Genomic DNA, 22,394 nt, shown 5'->3' on the forward strand with positions numbered 1-22,394 from the left:
AGACGATGACAACAGTGATGGCGAAGACCGACCAGCGAACGGAGGTGTGAGATGGCAGTGTCGAGGGAGCGCGCGTTTCGCGCGACCGTCATCAAGCTGGGCACCTTCGCAGTGGTGATGCTGCTGATCTTCGTGGCGCTCGTGGTCGTGTTCAGCCAGTACCGCAGCGGTTCGACCTACGGCTACAAGGCGACGTTCACCAGTGCCTCCCAGTTGAAGTCGGGCAGCAAGGTGCGTATTGCCGGTGTCGAGGTGGGCAAGGTCGGCTCGGTCGGTCTGAACCCCGACAACGAGGCCGTCGTCGAGTTCGACGTCAGCGAGAAGTACCGGCTGCCGACAGCCGCGCGAGCACTCATCCGGTACGAGAACCTGACCGGCGACCGTTTCCTGGAACTGCAGGAGGGCACCGGCGATCCCACCGATCTCATCGGTGACGGCGGGTCCATCCCGATCACCCAGACCGAGCCCGCACTCGATCTCGACAAGCTCCTCGGCGGATTCAAGCCGTTGTTCCGCACCCTCGACCCGAAAGAGGTGAACGAACTGTCGGCGTCGCTGGTGCAGGTGTTCCAGGGGCAGGGGCCCGCTCTCAACGAGTTGCTGGCGGACACCGCGACATTCACCGACTCGCTGGCCGACCGCGATCAGTTGATCGGCGAGGTCATCGACAACCTCAACACCACGCTCGGCATCATCGATGCCGACAACGCCGGATTCGACAGCTCGCTCAATCAGCTGCAGTTGCTGATCTCGGGACTGAACTCACAGCGGGATGTCATCGGAGAAGCGGTCACCAACACCTCGGAGGTCACCAACGATCTCGCCGACGTACTGGCCACCAACCGTGCGGATCTGAAGTCGATGATCACCGCAACCGGCCAGGTCTCGAGTGAGGTCCTCAAAGGCGAGGACTACGTGCGCGGCCTGATCAGTCGACTGCCCGGCGACTTCAAGGCACTGTCGAACCTCGGTAGTTACGGTGCGTGGCTGCAGATCTGGCTCTGTCAGGTGAACATCATCTTCACGGCCCCCGGCGGCCAGGAGATCGTGTGGAACAACATCGACACCACCGGCGTCAAACAGAATCCGGGCGGGAGGTGTGACCCCAGATGATGGCCGCCCTGTTCAAAGGACAACGTACGGCGACCGATGAGGCCGATGACGCCCGTCGGATCAAACGTGGCGAGCCCGATCGTGCTCGCGTGGGTCTGATCGGTGTCGTGATCGCCGCGTTGGTCGTCATCGTCGCACTGCAGATGGACAAGCTGCCGTTCCTGGCGAACGGCAGTGTCTACACCGCCTACTTCGACGATGCGGGCGGTCTGGCCAGCGGCGACATCGTGGTGGTCTCCGGCGTGAATGTCGGAACCATCCAGGGTATTTCACTCGCGGGTACCGACGACGGCACCAAGGCCAAGGTCACCTTCAACATGAGTGACACCGTGCGGGTCGGTAAGAACAGCGAAGCCGCCATCAAGACAGAGACCGTGCTCGGCCGCCGCAATCTGACGTTGATACCCCGCGGAACCGGGCAGCTGAAGCCGGGTGACGAGATCAGCAGCCAGAACACCGTCGCGCCCTACTCACTCACCGATGCGCTCGAAGGCGCGACCGACACGATCGAAGAGACGGACACCGATCAGCTCAACGAAGCATTGAACACGCTGTCGGACACGTTCTCCGACACGCCGAAGTCGGTGCGCTCGGCCGTAGACGGAATCGCGCGGGTGTCGAAGGCAATCGCCGATCGGGACGAGTCGCTGGAGCAGCTCCTGAGCCGGGCCAGCAGCGTCACCGATGTGATCGCCAAGCGCAGCGGCCAGATCAACACACTGCTGCTGGATGCGAACTCGTTGCTCGGCGAGTTGCAGGCCCGTCGATATGCACTCGGACAACTGATCTCGGGCACCGAGGACGTCACGGCCCAGATCAGCGGCTTCATCGACGACAACAACGCTCAGCTCAAGCCGGTGCTCGAACAGCTGAACGGGGTACTGGCGATCTTGCAGGACAATCAGGTGGAGCTGGGGGAGACCCTTGACGAATTGGGTCCGTACGCAAACACTCTCGGTGAAGCGGTGGCCAGCGGTCCGTACTTCTCGTCGCTTGTCGGCATCGCCACCTTCGGCGACTACACGGACGTCTTCTTGAACATCATGCAGCAGAAGTATCCAGAGGCGTACCGGGCATTCCAGTTCGCCTTCCCGATCCCGCCGGCGATCACGACCCGACCGGATGCGGCAAACGATCCGAACTCGACGATCGCTCCCGCACCGGCACCCCGCTATCCAGGACCGAACGGGTGATGGGGATGGGACGACTGAGCAAGCGTTTCTGGATGTCGACGGCGATCGTGGTGGCCGTGGTGGTGGCACTCGCAGTCGTGTACGTCGGCTACCAGAAGGTCAGCTACAAGACGTACAACGCGTACTTCTCCACCGTCAACGCGATGTACGAGGGCGACGCCGTCAAGGTCCTCGGTGTCACGGTCGGGACGGTCGGAAAGATCACCCCGCGCGACGGCGACGTGAAGGTGGAACTCAGGGTCGATCGCGATCAGGAGATCCCCGCCGACGCGGAGGCCGTGGTGGTCGCGCAGTCGCTGGTGTCCGGCCGGTTCGTCCAGTTGACGCCGGTGTTCGAAGGCGGCCCCGCACTGAAAGACGGCGGCTCCATCCCCATGGAGCGGACCGCGGTTCCGGTGGAATGGGATGAGGTCAAGGCCGAGTTGAGCAAACTCACCGAGGCCGTCGGCCCCGATGGCGCCGACCCCGGCTCCGTCGCCAACCTCGTCGACGTGGCCGATGAGAACCTGAACGGCAATGGCACCGCCATCCGGCAGTCGCTGCAACAACTCTCGGATGTCACGAGCACGTTGGCGGACGGTCGCGACGACCTGTTCAACTCCATCCGGAATCTGCAGGCGCTCACCGAGGCGTTGTCGCAGAGCTCCGAGCAACTGGTCCAGTTCAACGGCCGGATCGCGTCCGTCAGCCAGGTTCTGGCCGACAACACCGACAATCTGAACGGCGCGCTGACCAACCTCGACACCGCGCTGACCGACGTGAAATCGTTCATCGAGACCAACGGTGCCACCCTCAGCGACTCCATCGCCCGACTCGGCGACGCCACCAACGTGCTGGCCCAGAAGGACCAGGAAATCCGGGGACTGCTCCACTCCGGACCCACCCAGCTGTCGAACTTCTACAACATCTACAACCCGCTCCAGGGTTCGCTCTCCGGCATCTTCGGACTCGGCATGGGCGGCAACCTGATCAACCTGTTGTGCGGGTCCATCCAGGCGAACGATCGTCCCGGCCAGGAAGCCGACGTCGAGAAATGCGTCGACGTGCTCGCGCCGGTACTCGCGTCCATCTCGGTGAACTATCCGCCGGCTCTGATCAACCCGGTGTCGGGCATCGACGCCAGGCCCGACCAGATCCAGTATCAGAACGCCAGCGTGAAAGCCCGCGCGCAGCAGAGCATCCGCGACCAGGATGCGGAGACCCGCAAGAAATACAACAACCCGGGACTCGCGCAGTTGCTGGTGCCGTTCGGGGGTGAGGGCTGATGCGTCCGATCTCACGTCGGAGCCGCGCTCTGCGCAACGTCGTCGGCGCAGTGGTGGTCAGTTCTGCCCTCGTCGTCACCGGCTGCTCGTTCGACGGTCTCAACTCACTGCCGGTCCCCGGAGCCGAGGGCACGGGCGATGGTTCGTATGAGTTGATGGCCATGATCCCGAACGCTGCCAACCTCGTTCAGAACGCGCCGGTCCTGATCAACGACGCCACCGTGGGCAGTGTCGGCAAGATCGAGGTCAAGAACTGGCAGGCGGAGCTGACCCTGCGACTGAACAAGGGGACACAGGTCCCGGTCGGCTCCTACGTCATGGTCGGCCTCACCAGTGTGCTCGGGTCCTTGAACCTGCAGATCGTGCAGCCGGAGAACGCAGACAAGGGCACCATGGCCCCGGGCGAGCAGATACCCGCGACGAGTTGCCCCGAGCAGGACAACATCGCGCCGCCGACCAACGCCGAGCCGATCCCGGACATCAACTCGGCCCAGCAGGTCGCGGCGTGCACGTACCCGACCACCGAGCAGGTGCTGAGCTCGCTGTCGGTCGTACTGAACGGCGGCGGTCTGGCGCAGGTCGGCGACATCGTGCACGAGATGAACGCCGCCCTGGCCGGACGGCAGGATGTGCTGCGCGACCTGGTCCCACGACTGAACACCCTCGTCGGCGAGCTGAACGATCAGCGCGAGAACATCATCCGCGCGATGGAGGGCCTCGACCGGCTGACCGGACAGATCAACGAGCAGGCGCCGGTGGTCGAGAAGGCACTGGCCGACGGACCGAAGATCCTCAAACTGCTCGTCGATCAGCGGGTGCACTTCACCGATGCGCTGGGGGCTTTGAGCCGGATGAGCCGCACCACCGATGACATCCTGCAGGCGAACTCCGAGGACATCGAGGTGCTCACCAGTAACCTCGTCCCGGTCCTCGATCAACTGCAGTCCACGGGACCGTCGTTGACGCAGTCCCTGGGCATCCTGCTGACCTTCCCGTTCGCGGAGCAGGCCATCCCGCAGGTCGTCCGCGGCGACTACCTCAACGCCGTCATCAACCTCGACCTCACGTTCGGACGCCTGCAACGCGGCGCGCTCGCCAGCGTCGGCGTTGCCAGCCAGTTCTACGGCCCGGAAGGCATGTTCGGTAAACCCGCCGGCGCCGCAGGCAGAGGCGACAACCCGTTCACCGGGCCGTTGACGGATGATCCGCCGCCCCAAACTCCTGCGCCTGCAGCAGGAGCGCAACCGACAGGGGAGGAGGGCCCATGAGGATCACGCCTTTCGTCCGCATGCAGTTGATCATCTTCTCGATCGTCACCGTCATCGCGGTGATCGCGGTCGCGGTCTTCTACATCCGCGTCCCCAGCATGGTGGGTGTCGGGGAGTACAACGTCGAGGTCGAACTGCCCAGCACCGGTGGGTTGTACCAGAACGGAAACGTCAGCTACCGCGGCGTGGACGTGGGCAAGGTGCAATCGGTGACGTTGACCGAAGAGGGAGTGGTCGCGAAGTTGTCGATCAACTCCGACACGAAGATCCCGAACAATTCCATCGCCTCGGTGCACAGTGTGTCGGCCGTTGGTGAGCAGTACCTCGAGTTCGTGCCCGACCCGGAGACCGAGGCCACCGGCAACATCGAGAACGGCGCCGTGATCGAGAACGGCACGGTGCCGGTCGAGGTGGGCACCTTGCTGGATCAGACCAACAATCTGCTGGAACAGGTGCAGGACACCAAGCTGCGGCGGGTGATGGACGAGGCCTTCAACGCGTTCAACGGCACCGGCGAGGACCTGCAACGGCTGCTCGACTCGATGGCGCTGCTCGTCGGCGACGCCAACGAGAACTCCGAGGCGATCGTCAAGTTGATCGAGCAGGCAACGCCCTTGCTCGAGTCCCAGACCGCGACCGTCGGTGACATCCGCGCGTGGACGGCGAATCTCGCCGCGGTGACCGATCAGCTGCGGGCCAACGACCCACAGCTCAAGGACATCCTGAACAAGGGCCCGGGCGTCGCGAAGCAGACCCAGGAGCTGTTCGCGTCGATGAATCAGACACTGCCGCTGCTGTTCTCGAACCTGAACACGGTCTCCCGGACCTTGGCCATCTATCACCCGAATCTTCGCCAGATCGTGGTGATCTATCCACGGCTGATCGCGGCCCTGATCACCGCTCTGAACTCCGAAGACGCCCGTAATGGTGCCAACGTCGACTTCGCGCTCGGCTTCCAGGATCCGGGTACCTGCACGGTCGGCTTCTTGCCGATGACGTCCGACCGCAATGCGTCGGCACAGACTCCTCGCGATCTGCCGCCCGGGATGTTGTGCCGCGTACCGCAGGACTCGAACCTCGGCGTTCGCGGTACCCGAAACTACCCCTGCGTCGAGCTCCCCGGCCGACGCGCATCGACCCCGGCGGAATGTGAGACCGGCTACGTGCCGATCGGCGAGAACGTTCCGCTGCCCCAGGGACTCCCGGGAATCGATGTCCCGCAAGGGTTCCTGACCGACGCCAATCCGGGCGCGGACGACGGCAGCCCATCGGTGTACGCCACCACCTACGACCCGGTCAGCGGCGACTACATCGGTCCCGACGGCAAGACCTATAACGCTGGGACGGGGTCTGCGACGACTTCTGGTACGAGTGGTGGGACCGGTGCACCACGTTCCGGGACCACCGATACCGGCGCACAACCGCAGGAAGACAACAGCCAATGGCAGAGCCTGATCACGGGGACCGTGAGGTGACTCGCCCGTCGACGCAGCGTCGCCGGGCTCGTCGCCCCGCGGGTCCACCAGAAGAAGCCCAGCGCGGTAGGTCGACCCCTGCCGGCAAGTCGGGTCCCACCGGAAAGCCCAGTCCTACCGGTAAGCCCAGCCCCACCGGTAAAGCGAGTCCTACGGGAAAGCCGAGTCCTACAGGTAAGCCGGTCAAGTCGGCGCCGCTGGGCCGTAAGCGCAAGCCGGCACCGAAGTCCGAGCCGGCGGCAACCCCTCCTGTGGTTCCCTCCGTGGACTTGACCAAGGTGGATGAGCCGGTGGCGGAGTCGGCCCCGGTGACCGATGACTCCGCAGTCGTCGCGACCGGGGTTTCGTACCGGGAACGTCGATCCGCGGGCCGTGGGCCCGGCGACGACGGGCCGCGCAAGAGCAGGGGCTCGCTGCGCAAGGGCAAGGCAGGTCCCGGGAAGAAGCGGGCGAGCGTTCGTGGACTCGGAGTGGTGATCGCGGCGGTGTCCGCCATTGCGCTCATTGCCGCCATGGTGGTCGCGTCCACGTTTTTTGTGTTGGGCACCAACAAGATCGACGATCGCAATGATCTGCGGGCTGAATATTCGGCCTTCGCGCGGCAGATGGTCACCAACCTCACGACGCTGAACCCGGAGAACATCGACGCCTCGATCAAGTCGTTCCAGGACGACACCAGCGGTAAGGCGATGGAACAGGTCGGGCAGTCGGTCGAGCAGACCGTCAACATGATCAAGTCGGAGAACGTCTCGACCAGGGGCGCGGTGATCTCCGAAGCCGTCACCGCGAGCAATGCCGATTCGGCGTCGGTCATCATGGTCTTCAGCTGGGAGATGAACCAGCCCAACGTCGCCGAGCAGCAGACCGTGCTCCAGGTGTTCCGGTGGAAGCTGGAGATCACGCGGATCAACGGCGAACTCAAACTCACCAACGTCGAGTGGGTGACCTAGATGTCGCGCAGATTCTGGACATGGACAGTGTCCTTGCTGGCCGCCGCCCTGCTGGTGGCCGGCGCGGTCATCACGACGATCGTCGGTCTCGACTACCGCGACACCAAACTCGCCGAGGATGCCCGCGGCGAGGCGCTCGACGCCGGGAAGCAGACTGCAGCAGTGATGTTCGGGTATCAGCCCGACAACGTCGAGCAGCATGTCGCCGACACCCGTAAGTCGTTGTCGGGTGCTGCCGAGCAGCAGTACGACGAGATCATCAAAGAGTCGAACCTCGTTGCCGAAGTACAGAAGCAGCAGGTCAAATCGGAGGTGTCCATCCAGGACGCCGGCGTGGTCAGTTCCACCCGCGACAGGGCTCTGCTCCTCATCTTCATGAACCAGTCGGTCACCAAGGGTGGCAAAGACCTGGTATCGGTCAATGCCAGCCGGTTGCAGTATTCGATGGAGCGATCGGGTGACGAGTGGAAGGTCACCAACATCGACATCCTCACCGACGATTCGGTGAAAGCGCGACTCGCCGAAGAGGCCGACAAACCAGGTGCATCCACCGCCCCGGCCCCGGCACCCGCGTCGTCGGCCCCCGCCCCGGCACCCGCGTCGTCGGCCCCCGCCCCGGCTCCTGCGCCTGAGCCGGAACCAACCCCCTGACCCGATACTCCCAGACACCAGTCAGGCCCTCCGATCGAAACCGGAGGGCCTGACTTCGTCTGTAGCCTCGTCCTGAAACAGGAGGATGTGGCAGTTCCTCCGACTCCACGATCAAGAGGACTTGGCTGGAGCCGGAGGGACGTGCGAACTAGGCGTTCGGGTCGTATCCCATCGGGAGGATGACCGACTTGTGCTCGAGGTAGGACTCGAGGCCCTCGGGTCCGTTCTCACGGCCGATGCCGGAGTTCTTGTACCCACCGAAGGGAGAACCCGGATCGATCGCGTACCAGTTCACGCCGTAGGTTCCGGTGCGGATCTGGGCGGCGATCTGTAGTCCGTGTTCGACGTCGGCGGTCCACACCGTACCTGCGAGACCGTATTCGGAATCGTTGGCGATCGCGACCGCCTCTTCTTCGGTCTCGTAGTCGATCACCGAGATCACCGGTCCGAAGATCTCCTCGCGGGCGATCGTCATGTCGTTGGTGACGCCCGTGAAGATCGTTGGGCTCAAGTAGTATCCGGAATCCAGGCCTTCCGGCCGGACGCTGTCGAGAACCGCGGTGGCACCGGCTTCCTTGCCCTGGCGGATGTAGTCCTCGACCTTGGTGCGCTGCTTCTCGGTGATCAGGGGGCCGAGCTGGGCCTCGGGATCGTCGGGCAGACCTGGCTTGAGGAGCTTGGCCGCCTCGATCATGGCGGCGACGATCTCGTCGCGCTTCGCGCTCGGCACCAGGACGCGGGTCTGGGCAACGCACGCCTGGCCCGTGTTCATCAGGCCCGTGAACGTCAACATGCCTGCGATTTCCGCGGGATCGGCGTCGGCCAGCACGATGGCGGCGGACTTGCCGCCCAACTCCAGCGAGCAGCGCTTGAGCTGCTCACCACACGCTGCACCGATCGCACGGCCGGCCGCAGTCGATCCGGTGAAGGTGATCTTGTCGACGTCGGGATGCGCGACGAGCGCCTTGCCCGTGTCGGGGCCGCCGGGGATCACCGACAGAACCCCTTCGGGCAGCCCGGCTTCGGTGAACAGTTCAGCGATGAGGTTGGCCGACAGCGGTGTTTCGGGGGCAGGCTTGAGCACCACCGAGCAACCCGCGGACAGGGCTGGGCCCAGCTTGTTGCAGATGAGGAACAGTGGCACGTTCCAGGCCGTGATCGCGCCGACGACGCCTACTGGTTCACGAGTGATCTGAGTCTTTCCGAAGAGCCCGTCGCGGTACTCGTGCCACGTGTAGTTGACTGCGGCCTTGGCATATTCGCGCAGCACGCCGGTGGCCGGTAGCTGCTGCAGTGTCGCGACAGCCAGCGGGGGAGCGCCCATCTCCGACGACACCAGCTCGGCGATCTCCGCGCCGCGCTCGTCGATCAGGTCGGCAACCTTCGCCACGACTGCGGCCCGATCCTCGGGAGAGGTGTTCCGCCAGACGCCGGAGTCGAAGGCAGCTCGGGCGGTCTGCACTGCGGTGTCCACGTCGGTCTCGTCAGCCAGCGGAGTGCTGCCGACGCGCTGCCCCGTGGCCGGCGAGTGGACCTCGAGAATGTCAGAGGAATGAGGGGCGACCCAGGTGCCGCCGATGTAGAGCGAAGAGAAGTCATGCGAGGTCGTGGGTGCGGCGTGCGCAGTGTCCGTCATTGGTCCTCCGTTGGATTATTGCTTTCCTGCCAATGTTAGAACACGTTCCAGTTTTGAGGAATGGAGTTGGTGGCACCGATCTGCGCTACCTTCGGTTCGATGACGGAAACGGCCAGTTCTGAGGCGTCGCCCGCAAATCTCGTCGCTCGTCTGCGAGCGGCCGGCTGCGCCTTTGCCGAGGAGGAAGCGCAGATCCTGCTGGCGGCCGCCGCGGACGCGGTGACCCTCGAGCGGCTGGTGCAGCGCCGCGTCGCCGGCGAACCGTTGGAATATGTCGTCGGGGCGGTTGAGTTCGGCGGGCTGCGCGTGTCGCTGATGCCCGGGGTGTTCGTGCCGAGGCAGCGGTCGGTGCTGCTGGTCGAGATCGCCGCCGAACTCGCTGCGTCGGCGGCGACGATCGTCGATCTGTGCTGCGGGTCGGGGGCCCTCGGGGCTGTGCTGGCAACCCGGCTGCCCGGCGCGTCGATCATCGCCGCAGACATCGACCCGATCGCGACGGAGTGCGCCCGGGTGAACCTCGCCGGACGCGGCCAGGTCTACCTCGGCGATCTCTTCGAGGCCCTACCGCAGGCGATACGGGGCCGAATCGATCTGGTGGTGTGCAACGCGCCGTATGTCCCGACGTCAGCCATCGCGATGATGCCGCCCGAGGCCCGGGTCCACGAACCGCAGGCGACTCTCGACGGCGGCGCAGACGGGCTCGATCTGCTGCGGCGGGTTGCCCGCGAAGCAGTGCCATGGATGGCTAGTTCGTCGCACCTGGTGATGGAAGTGGGTGAGAGCCAGGCAGATACGGCGCGGCAAATCTTTGCTGCCGCCGGCTTCGCGGCCTCGATCCGACGCGACGACGACAGAGGTGCCGTCGCCGTCGTCGGGACCCGCGACGCTACTGACCGGGCTTGACGTCCAGGACGACCTCGAATTCGAGCAGGTCGGCGCCGCTGGAGACCGGCTTGGCGCGTTCCCCGGCGTGTGCCTCCCGTGCGGGTCCGGCGGCCCAGGCCGCGAAGGACTCTTCCGATTCCCATTGCGTTACGACGAAATAGCGATCATCGCCCTTGACCGGACGCAAGAGCTGGAAGCCGAGAAAGCCCGGGGACCCGTCCACGGAGTGCGCGCGATGTGCAAACCGCTTCTCCAACTCGGGTCCGGAACCTTCGGGAACGGAAATCGCGTTTATCTTCACAACAGCCATGGCGTCACATTACCGTCGCGGCCGGGCCGCACGACCTCTGCTGCCGGAGGTGCGATGCCGATGCCGTCCCGTCCGGATAACGTTCTACCCCGTGAGCGCGGACACGGGATTCATCGACTACGGCGGAATGCCGGATCAGCCGCCGATCGTCCTGATGCACGGGCTGATGGGCCGCGGACGGACGTGGCGGCGGCAGATCCCCTGGTTGCGGCGGTATGGCCGGGTCTTCACCTTCGATGCGGCCTGGCACACCGGCCGCGACGTCACACCGCCTGCGTCGGCGGAAGAACTCTCCACCGAGCGGTTCGTCGCCGACCTCGCCGAAGTGCTGACCTGGATCGACATGGGGCCGGCGGTCCTCATCGGCCACTCGATGGGCGCATTGCATTCCTGGTGCGTGGCAGCCGAATACCCGGAATTGGTCTCGGCACTGGTGATCGAGGACATGGCTCCCGACTTCCGGGGGCGCACGACGCAGGGCTGGCAGCCATGGTTCGATTCCTGGCCGCCCGAGTTCGCCTCCCTCGAACACGCACAGGAGATGTTCGGCGACATCGCCGGGCGCTATTTCTACGAGGCGTTCGACGACGGGGTCCTGCACGGCCGGCTCGACATCTGGGCGCAGATTGCCGACGAGTGGGGGCAGCGGGACTTCTGGGACCAGTGGCGCCAGGTCTGTGCACCTAGTCTGCTCATCGAGGCCGGCAACAGCGTCGTCCCGCCGGGACAGATGGCGGGCATGGCCGAATCGAAAGACAACTCGACCTACATCAAGGTTGCCGGCGCGAGCCACCTCGTGCACGACGACGCCCCGGACGAATACCGCGGTGCCGTCGAGGCCTTCCTCTGTGCGCGACCCGCGCCTTGGCGGAACAAGTACTTCAAACCCTGATCGACCTGATCAGCCCTCGCCCGCAAGCGCGAATCGGCCGTCGGACGTGACCTCCGCGAGGCCGTCGACCAGGAGCGAATCAAGTGCCCGGTCGCGCTGTCCGGTGTCTTTGGTCCACACGATGTCGAGTTGATGTCGCGAGACGGGAATGTCGCTGCCGCGCAACACATCGAGAAGTAGGCCGCGGACCTGCCGGTCGGTGCCGGCAAACTTCTGTACCTTGCGGGCCGGGCCGGAATGCGCCGGCGACCCCGCTGCCACCCACCGACAATCGGTCAATGGGCAACGCTCGCACCGCGGATTCTTCGCGACACACACGAGCGCCCCCAGCTCCATCAGGGCGGCCGAGAAACGTGGGGCCCGCGAATCATCGGGCAGCAGCAATTGGGCGTCGACGAGATCAGCACGGGCCGGATTGCCTGGTTCGGCCCGGGCATGAACCGCCCGGGCGATCACCCGTCGCACATTGGTGTCGACCACCGGAACGGACTGTCCATAGGCAAAGCAGGCGATTGCTCGCGCCGTGTAATCACCGATTCCGGGCAGCGTCAGCAGCACGTCCACGTCCGCGGGCACCACGTCGTCGTGGTCGGCGGCCAGGACCGCGGAACAGGCGTGCAGCCGCATCGCGCGCCGCGGATAGCCGAGTTTGCCCCACGCGCGCACCACTTCGCCGACCGGTGCAGCCGCCATGGCCGACGGCACCGGCCACCGCTCCACCCACTGCTCCCAGATGGGCGCGACCCGCGACACCGGGGTCTGCTGCAACATGATCTCGCTGATCAGGATGTGCCAGGCGGTCACCCCGTCCCGGCGCCATGGCAGGTCTCGCTCGGCGACGTCGAACCATCCCAGGAGCTTGCCCGGCGCGACGGGATCGGGACGAGGCACAATGTCACCCATGGCTCAGACAACTCCGGCGCAGGCGTGGAAACAGCTGCGCGAAGGCAATGAACGTTTCGTGGCAGGCAAGTCGGCTCATCCCAGCCAGGGTATCGAGGACCGCCACCGGCTCACCGGCGGCCAGCATCCCAAAGCGGTGCTGTTCGGTTGCGCCGACTCGCGCGTGGCAGCCGAGATCATCTTCGACCAGGGACTCGGCGACATGTTCGTCATCCGCACGGCCGGTCACGTCATCGACTCCGCGGTGCTCGGTTCGATCGAGTACGCGACCGAGGTGCTGGGCGTTCCGCTCATCGCGATCCTCGGCCACGACAGCTGTGGTGCGGTCCGCGCCACCCTCGACGCCCTCGACGACCTCCAGATCCCCGGTGGCTTCATCCGCGACGTCGTCGAACGCGTGACCCCGAGCATCCTGGCCGGCCGCAGCGAAGGCCTGACCCGCGTCGACGAGTTCGAGGCGCGGCACGTCAAGGAGACCGGCCGGTTGATGGTGCAGCGCAGTCGCTTCATCGCAGACCGGGTCGAGAAGGGTGAGGTCGGCATCGTCGGCCTGACCTACGAACTGTCCGAGGGCAAAGTCCGGCTGCGCGGCACCCTGGGCGACGTCGGCGAAGACACCAGCGACCCGGAGACGCCCAGCCTCAACGCCTAGTCCAGCTCCGCTCTGCTGCGCTGCGTCTCACACCATCGGTTCGAGCTCCGCTGCGCTGCGTCTCACAGGCCCCGATATGCGACACGCCGCGTCCGGTGACCCGGTGTGTGGCTACCGGCCACTAGCGTCAGGGTGTGCTAGATCCTCAGGGCCCATTGCCACCGGAAATCTACTGGCGCCGACGCGCACTGGCGGTCGGCGTCCTGGTGGTCGTGCTCGCAGTGATCATCGGCCTCATCTTCTGGGTGACCAGCGACGGCGGCGGAAAGAACACCGCGAACTCCACTGATCTCTCGGGTACCCCCAGTTACGCACTGCCGTCGGCCTACAGCGATCCGTCGGCCTCGGCGTCGGGTGTGCCCGGGGTCAGTGGTGGCTCCGGCGGTGGCGGCGGCGATGTCGCAGCGCCCGGCGAGTCACCTGCTGCGGGTGAACCCGGGATCCCCGGCGGCACCCCTGCCGGTGAGACCCCGCAGCCGGTCCCCGCCAGCGGCCTGTGCCCCGACCAGAACATCTCGGTGGTGCTCTACACCGACAAGCCCGCATACACAGAAGGCGAACAGCCGATCTTCACGATCGCCGTCACCAACGCCGGGCTCTCCGAATGCACCAGGGACGTCGGCAAGGCGATGCAGAGCGTCACGGTGCTCAACCTCGCCGGCGACCGCCGCATCTGGGCCTCAGGCGACTGCGCACCCGTCGAAGGCGTGAACAACCAGCTGCTCAAACCCGGACAACAGGTCAAGGACACCATCGACTGGTCCGGCACCACCAGTACCCCGGGCTGCGAGACCGTCCGCCAGCCGGTAGCACCCGGCGCCTACCAGGCCGTCGCGCGAATCGGCGAAAAGGCAAGCGCCCCGATCACATTCAACGTGAATCGCCCGGCCGCGCAGTAATATGTGCTCGCTCTGACCTTCGGGCGACTCAGTCGAAGCGTTCGATGCTGGATTCTGCGAGGCGGGACAAGCCCTCTCGGATGTGGCGGGCCCAGATGCTGCCGATGCCTTCGACGGCCTGCAGGTCCGCCGCTGTTGCCGCCAGCAACGCTTGCAGCGTGCCGTAGCTGCGCACCAGGCGGTCGATGTGCGCGAACTGCAGCCGGGGGATCCGCGCCAGCAAACGGTAGCCACGGGGGCTCATCGCGATGTCCTGGGCGTCGATCGTGTTGGGATAGCCGAAAGCCCGGGCGAGCGCGGTCAGGTCCAGCAGGTCTGCGTCGGTGAGTTCTTCCACCGCGGCGAGGGCCTGCTCGACTTCTTGTGTGCTCGCCGGTTCCGGGCTGGCGAAGTAGTCACGCACCACCAACTCGCGTTGAGAGTCGTTCTCGCCCACCAGTTCCTCGAGCTGCAGACTGAGCTGGCGGCCGTTGACGCCGAGTTCCAGGACGTAGTGCTTGATCTCGTCGCGAACCCGCCGGACCATCTCCAGGCGCTGCACCACGGTCATGGCGTCGCGCAGCGTCACGTAGTCCTCGATCTCCGATCGCGACAGCTGCGCGCTGACCTCGTCGAGGCGGGTCTTGTACCGCTCGAGGGTGGCCACCGCCAGGTTGGCGCGGGAGAGAATCGCATCGGAACCCTCTACGACATAACGGATTCCGGCGACGTATGCGCTCACGATCGACATCGACGCGCTGACCGAGATGACGGGGTAACCGGTCTGGATGGCGGTCCGCTCGGCGGATCGGTGACGGGTTCCGGACTCGTCGGTGGGGATCGACGGATCGGGGACGAGTTGCACGTTGGCGCGCACGATTCGACTCCCGTCGGTCGAGAGCACCACGGCACCGTCCATCTTGGAGAGCTCGCGGAGGCGGGTCGGGGCGAACGCGACGTCGAGGTGGAAGCCACCGGCACAGATGCGTTCGACTTCGGGATCATGACCGATGACGATCAGGGCACCGGTACGGCCACGCAGGATACGTTCGAGGCCGTCTCGCAGCGGGGTGCCAGGCGCCAGCCGGGCAATCGTCGTGCGAAGCAGGTCCGAGGCCGGAACCTCAGCCATGAGGCGCCTTTCTGTCATGAAGCAGGTGGAGACTAGATTAGCTGTCTGTGAAAACCTCTTTCGTGTTGCCCGACGACCTGGTCCCCGCGCAGCGCTCGCCGAAGGCTCCGGCGGCGGGCGGGCCCGTCCGGGCGCACAACCCGATGTGCTTCGGATGCGGCAAGGATGCGCCGGCCGGTCTGCATCTCACGGCCGTTGCGGGCGAAGGGGTCGACATCACCGCTCGTATGCAGGTGGAGCCACGTTTCGAGGGCGGACCCGGCGTGATCCACGGCGGCATCCTGTCGTCGGCGTTCGACGAGGCGATGGGTCTCGCACAGTGGATGGTCGGAGCGATCGCCGTGACCGCCCATCTGGAGATCGACTTCGCCAAGCCGATACCGATCGGCAGCGAGTTGCGCATCGAGGCCGAATGCATCGGTGAGGTACGTCGCAAGCTGTACACCCGCGCGGTCGCGTACCTGGGCGACGATACGGAACCGGTCGGGGCCGCCCACGCGCTGTTCATCAAGATCAAGCCACTCGAGCACTACCGCGACAGTTTCGCCGCCAGCGGTGCGGCGGACTTCTACGCCGACAAGGTGGCCCGTAGAGAACGTAGCGGCGGCGCCTAGGGGAGTGTGCGCTAGAACGAGTAGGGGCTCGAGGGGCCCTTCAGGGCGACGCGCATGGCCGTCTGTAGATCAGCGACCTGCGTGATCTTGATGCCGGAGGGCAGATCGAGCGAGCCGGCCGGGACGATGGCGTGTTTGAAGCCCAGTCGCTTCGCCTCCGCCACTCGCCTGCCCACTCCCGCGACGCGGCGCACCTCACCGGCGAGGCCGATCTCTCCGAGCGCGACCATCGACCCGGGCAATGACCGTTCGGCCAGGATGGAACTGAGCGCGAGCGCGACGGCGAGGTCGGCAGCCGGTTCGCTGATCTTCATGCCCCCGACGGTCGCGACGTAGACGTCCTGGTCGAAGGTCGGGAGATTGGCACGAGCCGCGCACACCGCCAAGATCATTGCCACTCTTGCCGAATCGATACCGACGACGGCGCGGCGCGGATTGGCCAGACTCGACTTGGACACCAGTGCCTGCACCTCCCCGAGCAACGGTCGTTTGCCGTCCATCGCCACGGTGATCGCAGTGCCCGCCACGCCGATGTCGCGGTGGTGCAGGAACAGTTCGGACGGATCGGTGACCTCGTGGATGCCGTCCTCGCGCTGTTCGAAGCAGCCGACCTCGTCGGCCGCCCCGAACCGGTTCTTGATCCCGCGCACCATGCGCAACGTGGAGTGCTTGTCGCCTTCGAAGGACAGGACCACGTCGACGAGGTGCTCCAGGGACCTCGGCCCGGCGACGGTGCCGTCCTTGGTGACATGCCCGACGAGGACCACCGCGATACCCGAGTTCTTCGCCAGTGACGTCAGAGCGGTTGTGACAGCGCGGATCTGGGTGACACCGCCGTTGACGCCATCGACGCTCTGCGCGACCATCGTCTGCACCGAGTCGACGATCATCAGCGAGGGCATGACGGCCTCGGCGTGGCCGAGGACGGCGCCGAGATCGGATTCGGCGGCCAGGTAGATCTCGTCGTGGACGGCTCCGGTGCGTTCGGCGCGCAGGCGCACCTGCCCCGCGGATTCTTCGCCGGTGACGTAGAGCGCGCGTCTGCCCTGTAGTGCCCACTGTTTGACCGCCTCGAGCAACAGCGTGGACTTGCCGACTCCGGGTTCCCCGGCCAGCAAGAGCACCGACCCGGGGACGATCCCTTTGCCCAGCACACGATCGAGCTCACCGATACCGGTGGAGAAGGCCGCCGCGTTGGTGGCGTCGATCTGGGTCATCGGACGCGCGGGCGTGCCGGGAACCGTCGCGAGCGTAGGGGATTTGCCGCCGCTGATGCCGGAGGTACCGGCACCGATGGCCGCGACCTCGCCTACCGAACCCCACTCACCGCAATCAGGGCACCGGCCAAGCCATTTCGCGACCTGATAGCCACACGCGCTACACCGGTACGTTGTTTTGGTCTTGGCCACCGGGCAACTCTAGCGGCGCCGTCGGACAACCCGGAATTGGTGGCTTCCGGCGACGCCCACCTGGGGAAACGCTCGCCAGAACCCACCAAGATCGGGTGGTTAGTGCGCTTCGCCCTCGGCCTCTTCGACCCCGCGCGGGTGATCCTGGCGCGGGAGGATGGCGCCGGCGTCGACCGGGACGTCGATGGTGGTCTCGCCGGCCTTCTCGAAGTCGAAGACCATCGGAACGGTCAGGCCGGGGGTCAGGCTCGGCGGTGCGCCGGTCACGGTGACGGTGATGCGCTCTTCGCTGGGGTCGGTCGGCTCGTTGCTCGTGGTGAGCAGCAGCGCGGGCTCACCGGCACGCAGGGACTGGTTGGGTCCGATGGTCCTGCGGCCTTCGATCTCGACCTGACCACTGCCGTCGGCGAACGAGATGCCCTCGAGGGTGTCGGTGGTGTCGGGGCTGCCGTTGGAGATGAGGAATGCCATCTCCAGGGGTCCGCCGTCGACGAACGCCTGAGTACTGCCGTCCTTCGGGAAGATGATGTGCACATCACGGAGTGCGAGAGGTCCGGCATCGATTTCGTTGCCGTTGATCGCGGGGGCCTGGTCGGCCGTCTGCGCGATCTGTCCGGCGCCGCACGCGGTGGTGCCGATCAGCAGGCCTGACGCGATGGTTGCGGCGGCCACTGCCGAGACGAATCGACTGCGCCGGACGCTGCGCACCGACCGAGAACCCGTGGGTTGGGCCGAAACTTTCTGCACTGACACCGGTTTTCCTCCGAGGTAGGTCCTGATGCAACGCGCGCCCTGCGCCGGTTCGGTCGCCGGGAGATTCCGGTGCGTCCGAACACACAGTGCGTGCACTACGGAGCGTAGTGGGCGTTGCCCGGGAAAGTCTGTCCGGGTCGCGAAATCGATGCGTTTTCGTCTTTCGCCCGGTTGCGGCTCACACCTGACCTCGGCCGGTCCGCGTTCCGGCCGGACAGGCATGATGCTTCTCATGACCGAGAATGCCGCTACCGAAATCGTGTCGTCGTCACGCGTGACGCTCAGTAACCACAGCTTTGCGTCCGACTTCGGGCTGGCCTCGTTCCAGCCGACCCGTGAGCGTTCGCTGATGCGCAGCGAGTTCACCAACAAGATGCGGTCGCCGGCCGGCACCGCCTCCCTCGGCTTCCTGCTGACGTTGGTCGACTACGTGACCTCGGACCCGGCATTGTCGGTCTCCGCACCCGACTGGACCGCGACCCAGAACCTGTCGCTGCATGCGGCAGACGCCGTGCGGCAGGGGCCGGTCCTGATCGACAGCAACCTCGTCCGGATCGGCAAGAAAGCGGTGGTGGTGTCCGCCGATGTGTACGACGGACGCGGCCTGAGAGATCTTGCCGAGTTCGCGCGGTCGATCGACGACGCGGCGGCGATGGGGGAGGAGGGCCCGGTTCTCGCGGGCCGGGCGTTGGTGACCTTCGTCCGATTGCCCCGTACCGCGGCGACCGGCGCGGACGACTACAGACCCGAGGAATGGATCGGCCGACTCCGCGAGCGAAACATCGAACCTGTTGAAGGGGACATCTACTCGCGTCTGCGAATGCGGGTCGTCGACCCGTCGGCCGGGGTCATGGAACTGGACCTCACGCCTTTTGTCGCCAACATGATCGGCACCATCCAGGGCGGCGCTCAGGCGTTGCTCGTCGAGGCGGCGGCGCACGCGATACGGCCGGGGTTCGTCTCAACGGACATGCAGTTGCACTACCTCTCGCAGGTGCGGGTCGGGCCGGCGAGGTCGTACGCCGACGTGGTGCGCGAGGCGAGCGATCACTGCGTCGTGAACATCCGTCTGGTCGATGCCGGCGACGACGATCGGTTACTCGCGCTGACGACGGTCACGATGGCGCGCCGGGCGGGCTTGGACAACCGTGTGGACAGGTGACCGACGAGCGGCCGAGGCCTAGCCTCATCCGGCTGTCCGACGGCCTGGTTCGGGCTATGTGCCAGCACACTTTTCGGGTGTCGTCAAGGTTTGCGAAACCGCTGGTATGCCGCTGACCTGCACCGTTGGCTGATGACCTGGAACGCCCCGTGCTAGACTGGGCAAATCGAAAGGGGCATGGAACATTGAATTTCAAAGTTGGTGACACCGTTGTCTACCCCCATCACGGTGCCGCACTGGTCGAAGACATTGTGACCCGGACCATCAAGGGTGAGGCCGTCGAGTACCTCGTTCTGAAGGTGGCCGATGGTGACATGACGGTTCAGATTCCATCCACGAAGCTCGAGTATGTGGGTGTCCGCGACGTCGTCGGGGAAGAGGGTCTGGGTAAGGTTTTCGACGTCCTCCGGGCGCCGCACACCGAGGAGCCCACGAACTGGGCGCGCCGGTTCAAGGCCAATCAGGAGAAGCTCATCTCGGGCGACATCATCAAGGTCGCCGAGATCGTGCGCGACCTGTGGCGTCGCGAGCAGGACCGTGGTCTGTCCGCAGGTGAGAAGCGGATGCTGACCCGCGCTCGCCGTGTTCTGGTCGACGAGCTCTCGTTGGCACAGAACACCAACGACGAGAAAGCCTCCATCATCCTCGATGAGGTTCTCGCCGCCGCTTCCTGACCGAAGCAGCAAGGTTCTGGTGTCCACAGTCGCGTTGATCCCGGCCGCCGGCCGCGGAGAGCGGCTCGGCGCGGGACTTCCCAAAGCATTCGTCGACCTCGCCGGTCACAGCATGTTGCATCACGCGGTGCGTGGTGTGCAGGCCAGCGGGGTCGTCGACGCGTTGGTTCTCTCTGTACCGATCGACCTCGTCGAGCAGGTGCAGTCTCAATTCCCCGAGGTGATCGTGGTCGCCGGTGGTGCGGAGCGCTCTGACTCCGTGCGTGCCGCCCTGGCTGCGGCGCCTCCGTCCGACGTGGTGCTCGTCCATGACGCTGCCCGTGCTCTGACCCCTCCATCTCTTTTTGCCGACGTCGTCGCGGCCGTGACGGCCGGAGCACCCGCAGTCGTTCCGGGGTTGCCGGTCGTCGACACCATCAAGTCCGTCGATCTCGCAGGTGCGGTGACCGGCACGGTTGACCGCGTACCTCTCCGGGCCGTGCAGACCCCGCAGGGTTTCGATTCGGCCATGCTCGGCGCCGCCTATGCCGCAGCGACTGCCGACTTCACCGATGACGCCGGCCTGGTCGAGTCGCAGGGCACCCCGGTGCGCGTCATCCCCGGCGATCCGATGGCTTTCAAGATCACCACGCCGTGGGACCTGAAGCTCGCGACGTGGCTCCTACACGAACGGGCCAGTGCATGAGGGTTGGTATCGGGACCGACGTACACCCGATCGCCGTGGGCAAACCGTGCGCGATGGCAGGGTTGCTGTTCCCCGACGACGACGGGTGCGAAGGCCACTCCGACGGCGACGTGGCTGTTCACGCTCTCTGTGACGCGGTGCTCTCGGCTGCTGGGCTCGGTGACCTCGGCTCGGTGTTCGGTACCGGCAGGCCGGAATGGGACGGGGTCAGTGGCGCCAGGATGCTCACGCATGTCCGGGAGCTCTTCGAAGCAGCGGGATTCACACTGGGGAACGCTGCGGTCCAGGTCATCGGCAATCGCCCCAAGATCGGACCCCGACGCGCCGAGGCCCAGCAGGTTCTCGGCGAGTTGCTCGGCGGACCGGTTTCGGTATCCGCCACCACCACCGACGGTCTCGGTTTGACCGGCCGCGGTGAGGGGATTGCTGCCGTGGCCACAGCCCTGTTACTCGACAAGTAAGATTGCGGATCGTGACCCTGCGCCTGTACGACACCGCCACCCGAGACGTGCGTGAATTCACGCCGTTGCGTCCCGGTCATGTTTCGGTGTACCTCTGTGGCGCCACGGTCCAGGGGGTTCCGCACATCGGGCACGTCCGCAGCGGGATCGCTTTCGATGTCCTACGGCGCTGGTTGGCGTACAAGGGCTTCGACGTGGCATTCGTACGCAATGTGACCGACATCGACGACAAGATCCTCCGCAAGGCGGCTGAGAACGAGCGCCCGTGGTGGGAGTGGGCCGCGACCCACGAACGCGAGTTCAACTGGGCCTACCACCAATTGGGCGTCTTGGCGCCGTCGGCCGAACCGCGGGCCACCGGCTTCATCACCCAGATGGTCGAGTACATGGAGCGGCTCATCGAACGCGGGCATGCGTATGCCTCCGAAGGCAACGTCTACTTCGACGTGTTGAGCCTGCCCGAGTACGGGTCCTTGTCCGGACACCGACTCGATGATGTCCACCAAGGAGAGAGCGCCGGCACCGGTAAGCGCGACGCCCGCGACTTCACCTTGTGGAAGAGCGCGAAACCCGACGAGCCGTCGTGGCCGACCCCGTGGGGACGCGGCCGGCCGGGCTGGCACCTCGAATGCTCGGCCATGGCGACGTCGCTGCTCGGTCCGGAGTTCGATATCCACTGTGGCGGGATGGATCTCGTATTCCCGCATCACGAGAACGAGCTGGCGCAGAGCCATGGTGCCGGAGATCCGTTCGCGCGCTACTGGTTGCACAACGGCTGGGTCACCATGGGCGGCGAGAAGATGTCGAAGTCCCTGGGCAACGTCGTCGCGATTCCCGCCATGCTGCAACGCTTTCGGGCTGTCGAGCTCCGGTACTACCTCGGCAGTGCCCACTACCGGTCGATGCTCGAATACTCCGAACATGCCGTCGAAGACGCTGCCAAGGCGTACCGAGGCTTGGAATCTTTTGTGCATCGGACTGTTTCGCGCGTCGGGCCTGTTCCAGTCGGGCAGGTGCCTGCGGAGTTCGCGGCGGCGCTCGACGACGACCTCGGGGTCCCGGCTGCCCTGGCGCAGGTCCACGGAATGGTCAAGACCGGCAACATCGCGCTCGAGAACGGCGATCATACGACCGCACTCGAATCGGCGTCATCGGTGCGGGCGATGCTCGACATCCTCGGTGTCGACCCGCTTGCCGAGCACTGGGCTGACGGTGGCAGCGACACCGACATGACCGATGCGCTCGACGTGCTGGTGCGGGCCGAGCTCGACCGGCGCACCACCGCGCGGGCGGAGAAGAACTGGGCGGTTGCAGACGAGGTGCGAGATCGGTTGGCACGGGCGGGCATCGAGGTCACCGACACCCCCGATGGCCCGCAGTGGTCGTTGACCGAGAAGAAAGACAATTCAGAGGCAGGCCGATGATCGGCAGGC

The 22,394-nt window shown here is 65.6% G+C and carries 23 protein-coding genes; 17 read left to right on the plus strand and 6 right to left on the minus strand.

Annotated features, from left to right (window positions below; all coding sequences use genetic code 11):
- Positions 1-51 precede the first annotated feature (51 nt).
- The 7 genes from BH683_RS15845 to BH683_RS15875 are packed head-to-tail and all read left to right on the plus strand — an operon-like array spanning position 52 to position 7,915.
- Positions 52-1,113 (plus strand): MCE family protein, encoded by a 1,062-nt coding sequence (locus tag BH683_RS15845; protein ID WP_084837224.1) that lies wholly within the window; start codon positions 52-54, stop codon positions 1,111-1,113.
- Complete coding sequence (locus tag BH683_RS15850) at positions 1,113-2,306, plus strand: MCE family protein (protein ID WP_084837225.1); 1,194 nt, start codon at positions 1,113-1,115, stop codon at positions 2,304-2,306. Before BH683_RS15845 ends, BH683_RS15850 begins: the two co-directional genes overlap by 1 nt.
- Positions 2,306-3,571: an MCE family protein gene (locus BH683_RS15855; RefSeq protein WP_084837226.1), complete on the plus strand. Its 1,266-nt coding sequence runs from the start codon at positions 2,306-2,308 to the stop codon at positions 3,569-3,571. The genes BH683_RS15850 and BH683_RS15855 overlap by 1 nt, the downstream gene beginning before the upstream one ends.
- On the plus strand, positions 3,571-4,839 hold the full coding sequence (locus BH683_RS15860) for an MCE family protein (RefSeq protein WP_084837227.1): 1,269 nt from the start codon (positions 3,571-3,573) through the stop codon (positions 4,837-4,839). The genes BH683_RS15855 and BH683_RS15860 overlap by 1 nt, the downstream gene beginning before the upstream one ends.
- A complete protein-coding gene (locus tag BH683_RS15865; protein ID WP_084837228.1) occupies positions 4,836-6,314 on the plus strand; it encodes an MlaD family protein in 1,479 nt (492 codons plus the stop codon). The genes BH683_RS15860 and BH683_RS15865 overlap by 4 nt, the downstream gene beginning before the upstream one ends.
- Positions 6,281-7,264 carry a hypothetical protein gene (locus tag BH683_RS15870; protein ID WP_143696066.1) on the plus strand — a complete coding sequence of 328 codons (984 nt, stop codon included), beginning with the start codon at positions 6,281-6,283 and terminating at the stop codon, positions 7,262-7,264. Before BH683_RS15865 ends, BH683_RS15870 begins: the two co-directional genes overlap by 34 nt.
- On the plus strand, positions 7,265-7,915 hold the full coding sequence (locus BH683_RS15875) for a hypothetical protein (RefSeq protein WP_084837230.1): 651 nt from the start codon (positions 7,265-7,267) through the stop codon (positions 7,913-7,915). It abuts the gene before it with no gap.
- A 148-nt stretch (positions 7,916-8,063) separates the two neighbouring features.
- On the opposite strand, the gene BH683_RS15880 is transcribed toward BH683_RS15875, so the two are convergent.
- Positions 8,064-9,551, minus strand: coding sequence for an aldehyde dehydrogenase (locus tag BH683_RS15880; protein ID WP_084837231.1), 1,488 nt, complete (start codon positions 9,549-9,551; stop codon positions 8,064-8,066).
- Positions 9,552-9,650: 99 nt separating this feature from the next.
- Between BH683_RS15880 and BH683_RS15885 the strand changes: the two genes are divergently transcribed.
- The gene (locus tag BH683_RS15885) at positions 9,651-10,454 is read left to right on the plus strand and encodes a putative protein N(5)-glutamine methyltransferase (protein ID WP_084837331.1); all 804 of its coding nucleotides are present in this window, start codon (positions 9,651-9,653) and stop codon (positions 10,452-10,454) included.
- Here the strand turns inward: BH683_RS15885 and BH683_RS15890 are convergent.
- On the minus strand, positions 10,438-10,746 hold the full coding sequence (locus tag BH683_RS15890) for an antibiotic biosynthesis monooxygenase (protein WP_084837232.1): 309 nt from the start codon (positions 10,744-10,746) through the stop codon (positions 10,438-10,440). The two genes, BH683_RS15885 and BH683_RS15890, sit on opposite strands and share 17 nt — an antisense overlap.
- 127 nt (positions 10,747-10,873) lie before the next feature.
- On the opposite strand from BH683_RS15890, the gene BH683_RS15895 reads away from it, so the two are divergent.
- Entirely contained in the window at positions 10,874-11,638 is a 765-nt protein-coding gene (locus tag BH683_RS15895; RefSeq protein ID WP_246833418.1) for an alpha/beta hydrolase, read from the plus strand.
- A 9-nt stretch (positions 11,639-11,647) separates the two neighbouring features.
- Here the strand turns inward: BH683_RS15895 and BH683_RS15900 are convergent, their stop codons facing one another.
- Positions 11,648-12,541, minus strand: a complete 894-nt coding sequence (locus BH683_RS15900; protein ID WP_084837234.1) for an A/G-specific adenine glycosylase — start codon at positions 12,539-12,541, stop codon at positions 11,648-11,650.
- Here BH683_RS15900 and BH683_RS15905 point away from each other — a divergent pair.
- Together BH683_RS15905 and BH683_RS15910 are read left to right on the plus strand one after the other, a co-directional pair.
- Positions 12,540-13,193 (plus strand): carbonic anhydrase, encoded by a 654-nt coding sequence (locus BH683_RS15905; RefSeq protein WP_084837235.1) that lies wholly within the window; start codon positions 12,540-12,542, stop codon positions 13,191-13,193. The genes BH683_RS15900 and BH683_RS15905 overlap by 2 nt on opposite strands.
- Before the next feature lie 134 nt (positions 13,194-13,327).
- Complete coding sequence (locus BH683_RS15910; protein ID WP_084837236.1) at positions 13,328-14,092, plus strand: hypothetical protein; 765 nt, start codon at positions 13,328-13,330, stop codon at positions 14,090-14,092.
- A gap of 28 nt (positions 14,093-14,120) precedes the next feature.
- Here BH683_RS15910 and disA read toward each other — a convergent pair whose 3' ends face one another.
- Positions 14,121-15,203 carry a DNA integrity scanning diadenylate cyclase DisA gene (gene disA, locus BH683_RS15915; RefSeq protein ID WP_210405227.1) on the minus strand — a complete coding sequence of 361 codons (1,083 nt, stop codon included), beginning with the start codon at positions 15,201-15,203 and terminating at the stop codon, positions 14,121-14,123.
- A gap of 47 nt (positions 15,204-15,250) precedes the next feature.
- Here disA and BH683_RS15920 point away from each other — a divergent pair, with 47 nt between their 5' ends.
- Positions 15,251-15,817, plus strand: coding sequence for a PaaI family thioesterase (locus tag BH683_RS15920; protein ID WP_084837238.1), 567 nt, complete (start codon positions 15,251-15,253; stop codon positions 15,815-15,817).
- Positions 15,818-15,828: 11 nt separating this feature from the next.
- Here the strand turns inward: BH683_RS15920 and radA are convergent, their stop codons facing one another.
- Positions 15,829-17,226 (minus strand): DNA repair protein RadA, encoded by a 1,398-nt coding sequence (gene radA, locus BH683_RS15925; RefSeq protein ID WP_084837239.1) that lies wholly within the window; start codon positions 17,224-17,226, stop codon positions 15,829-15,831.
- A gap of 99 nt (positions 17,227-17,325) precedes the next feature.
- Complete coding sequence (locus BH683_RS15930; protein WP_143696067.1) at positions 17,326-17,979, minus strand: hypothetical protein; 654 nt, start codon at positions 17,977-17,979, stop codon at positions 17,326-17,328.
- A gap of 232 nt (positions 17,980-18,211) precedes the next feature.
- On the opposite strand from BH683_RS15930, the gene BH683_RS15935 reads away from it, so the two are divergent.
- The 5 genes from BH683_RS15935 to cysS all read left to right on the plus strand — a co-directional run bounded on the left by BH683_RS15935 (position 18,212) and on the right by cysS (position 22,385).
- Positions 18,212-19,141, plus strand: coding sequence for a hypothetical protein (locus BH683_RS15935; protein WP_094647530.1), 930 nt, complete (start codon positions 18,212-18,214; stop codon positions 19,139-19,141).
- 185 nt (positions 19,142-19,326) lie between these two features.
- Positions 19,327-19,815, plus strand: a complete 489-nt coding sequence (locus BH683_RS15940) for a CarD family transcriptional regulator (protein WP_020107769.1) — start codon at positions 19,327-19,329, stop codon at positions 19,813-19,815.
- Positions 19,790-20,500, plus strand: a complete 711-nt coding sequence (gene ispD / locus BH683_RS15945) for a 2-C-methyl-D-erythritol 4-phosphate cytidylyltransferase (protein ID WP_084837242.1) — start codon at positions 19,790-19,792, stop codon at positions 20,498-20,500. The genes BH683_RS15940 and ispD overlap by 26 nt, the downstream gene beginning before the upstream one ends.
- Positions 20,497-20,961, plus strand: a complete 465-nt coding sequence (gene ispF / locus BH683_RS15950; RefSeq protein ID WP_084837243.1) for a 2-C-methyl-D-erythritol 2,4-cyclodiphosphate synthase — start codon at positions 20,497-20,499, stop codon at positions 20,959-20,961. The genes ispD and ispF overlap by 4 nt, the downstream gene beginning before the upstream one ends.
- A gap of 11 nt (positions 20,962-20,972) precedes the next feature.
- The gene (cysS, locus tag BH683_RS15955) at positions 20,973-22,385 is read left to right on the plus strand and encodes a cysteine--tRNA ligase (protein ID WP_084837332.1); all 1,413 of its coding nucleotides are present in this window, start codon (positions 20,973-20,975) and stop codon (positions 22,383-22,385) included.
- The last annotated feature ends 9 nt before the right edge of the window (positions 22,386-22,394 follow it).

It is taken from the genome of Williamsia sp. 1138 (genome assembly GCF_002095435.2).
Taxonomy (GTDB): domain Bacteria; phylum Actinomycetota; class Actinomycetes; order Mycobacteriales; family Mycobacteriaceae; genus Williamsia.

Bases quoted from the DNA above. Each gene is read 5' to 3' on its own strand.
- BH683_RS15935 (WP_094647530.1), top strand. From the start codon at position 18,212: ATGACCGAGAATGCCGCTACCGAAATCGTGTCGTCGTCACGCGTGACG.
- BH683_RS15875 (WP_084837230.1), top strand. From the start codon at position 7,265: ATGTCGCGCAGATTCTGGACATGGACAGTGTCCTTGCTGGCCGCCGCC.
- disA (WP_210405227.1), bottom strand. From the start codon at position 15,203: ATGGCTGAGGTTCCGGCCTCGGACCTGCTTCGCACGACGATTGCCCGG.
- BH683_RS15895 (WP_246833418.1), top strand. From the start codon at position 10,874: ATGCCGGATCAGCCGCCGATCGTCCTGATGCACGGGCTGATGGGCCGC.
- BH683_RS15855 (WP_084837226.1), top strand. From the start codon at position 2,306: ATGGGGATGGGACGACTGAGCAAGCGTTTCTGGATGTCGACGGCGATC.
- ispD (WP_084837242.1), top strand. From the start codon at position 19,790: ATGAGGTTCTCGCCGCCGCTTCCTGACCGAAGCAGCAAGGTTCTGGTG.
- BH683_RS15905 (WP_084837235.1), top strand. From the start codon at position 12,540: ATGGCTCAGACAACTCCGGCGCAGGCGTGGAAACAGCTGCGCGAAGGC.
- BH683_RS15845 (WP_084837224.1), top strand. From the start codon at position 52: ATGGCAGTGTCGAGGGAGCGCGCGTTTCGCGCGACCGTCATCAAGCTG.
- BH683_RS15885 (WP_084837331.1), top strand. From the start codon at position 9,651: ATGACGGAAACGGCCAGTTCTGAGGCGTCGCCCGCAAATCTCGTCGCT.
- BH683_RS15865 (WP_084837228.1), top strand. From the start codon at position 4,836: ATGAGGATCACGCCTTTCGTCCGCATGCAGTTGATCATCTTCTCGATC.
- ispF (WP_084837243.1), top strand. From the start codon at position 20,497: ATGAGGGTTGGTATCGGGACCGACGTACACCCGATCGCCGTGGGCAAA.
- BH683_RS15880 (WP_084837231.1), bottom strand. From the start codon at position 9,551: ATGACGGACACTGCGCACGCCGCACCCACGACCTCGCATGACTTCTCT.
- BH683_RS15850 (WP_084837225.1), top strand. From the start codon at position 1,113: ATGGCCGCCCTGTTCAAAGGACAACGTACGGCGACCGATGAGGCCGAT.
- BH683_RS15900 (WP_084837234.1), bottom strand. From the start codon at position 12,541: ATGGGTGACATTGTGCCTCGTCCCGATCCCGTCGCGCCGGGCAAGCTC.
- BH683_RS15860 (WP_084837227.1), top strand. From the start codon at position 3,571: ATGCGTCCGATCTCACGTCGGAGCCGCGCTCTGCGCAACGTCGTCGGC.
- BH683_RS15890 (WP_084837232.1), bottom strand. From the start codon at position 10,746: ATGGCTGTTGTGAAGATAAACGCGATTTCCGTTCCCGAAGGTTCCGGA.
- BH683_RS15870 (WP_143696066.1), top strand. From the start codon at position 6,281: ATGGCAGAGCCTGATCACGGGGACCGTGAGGTGACTCGCCCGTCGACG.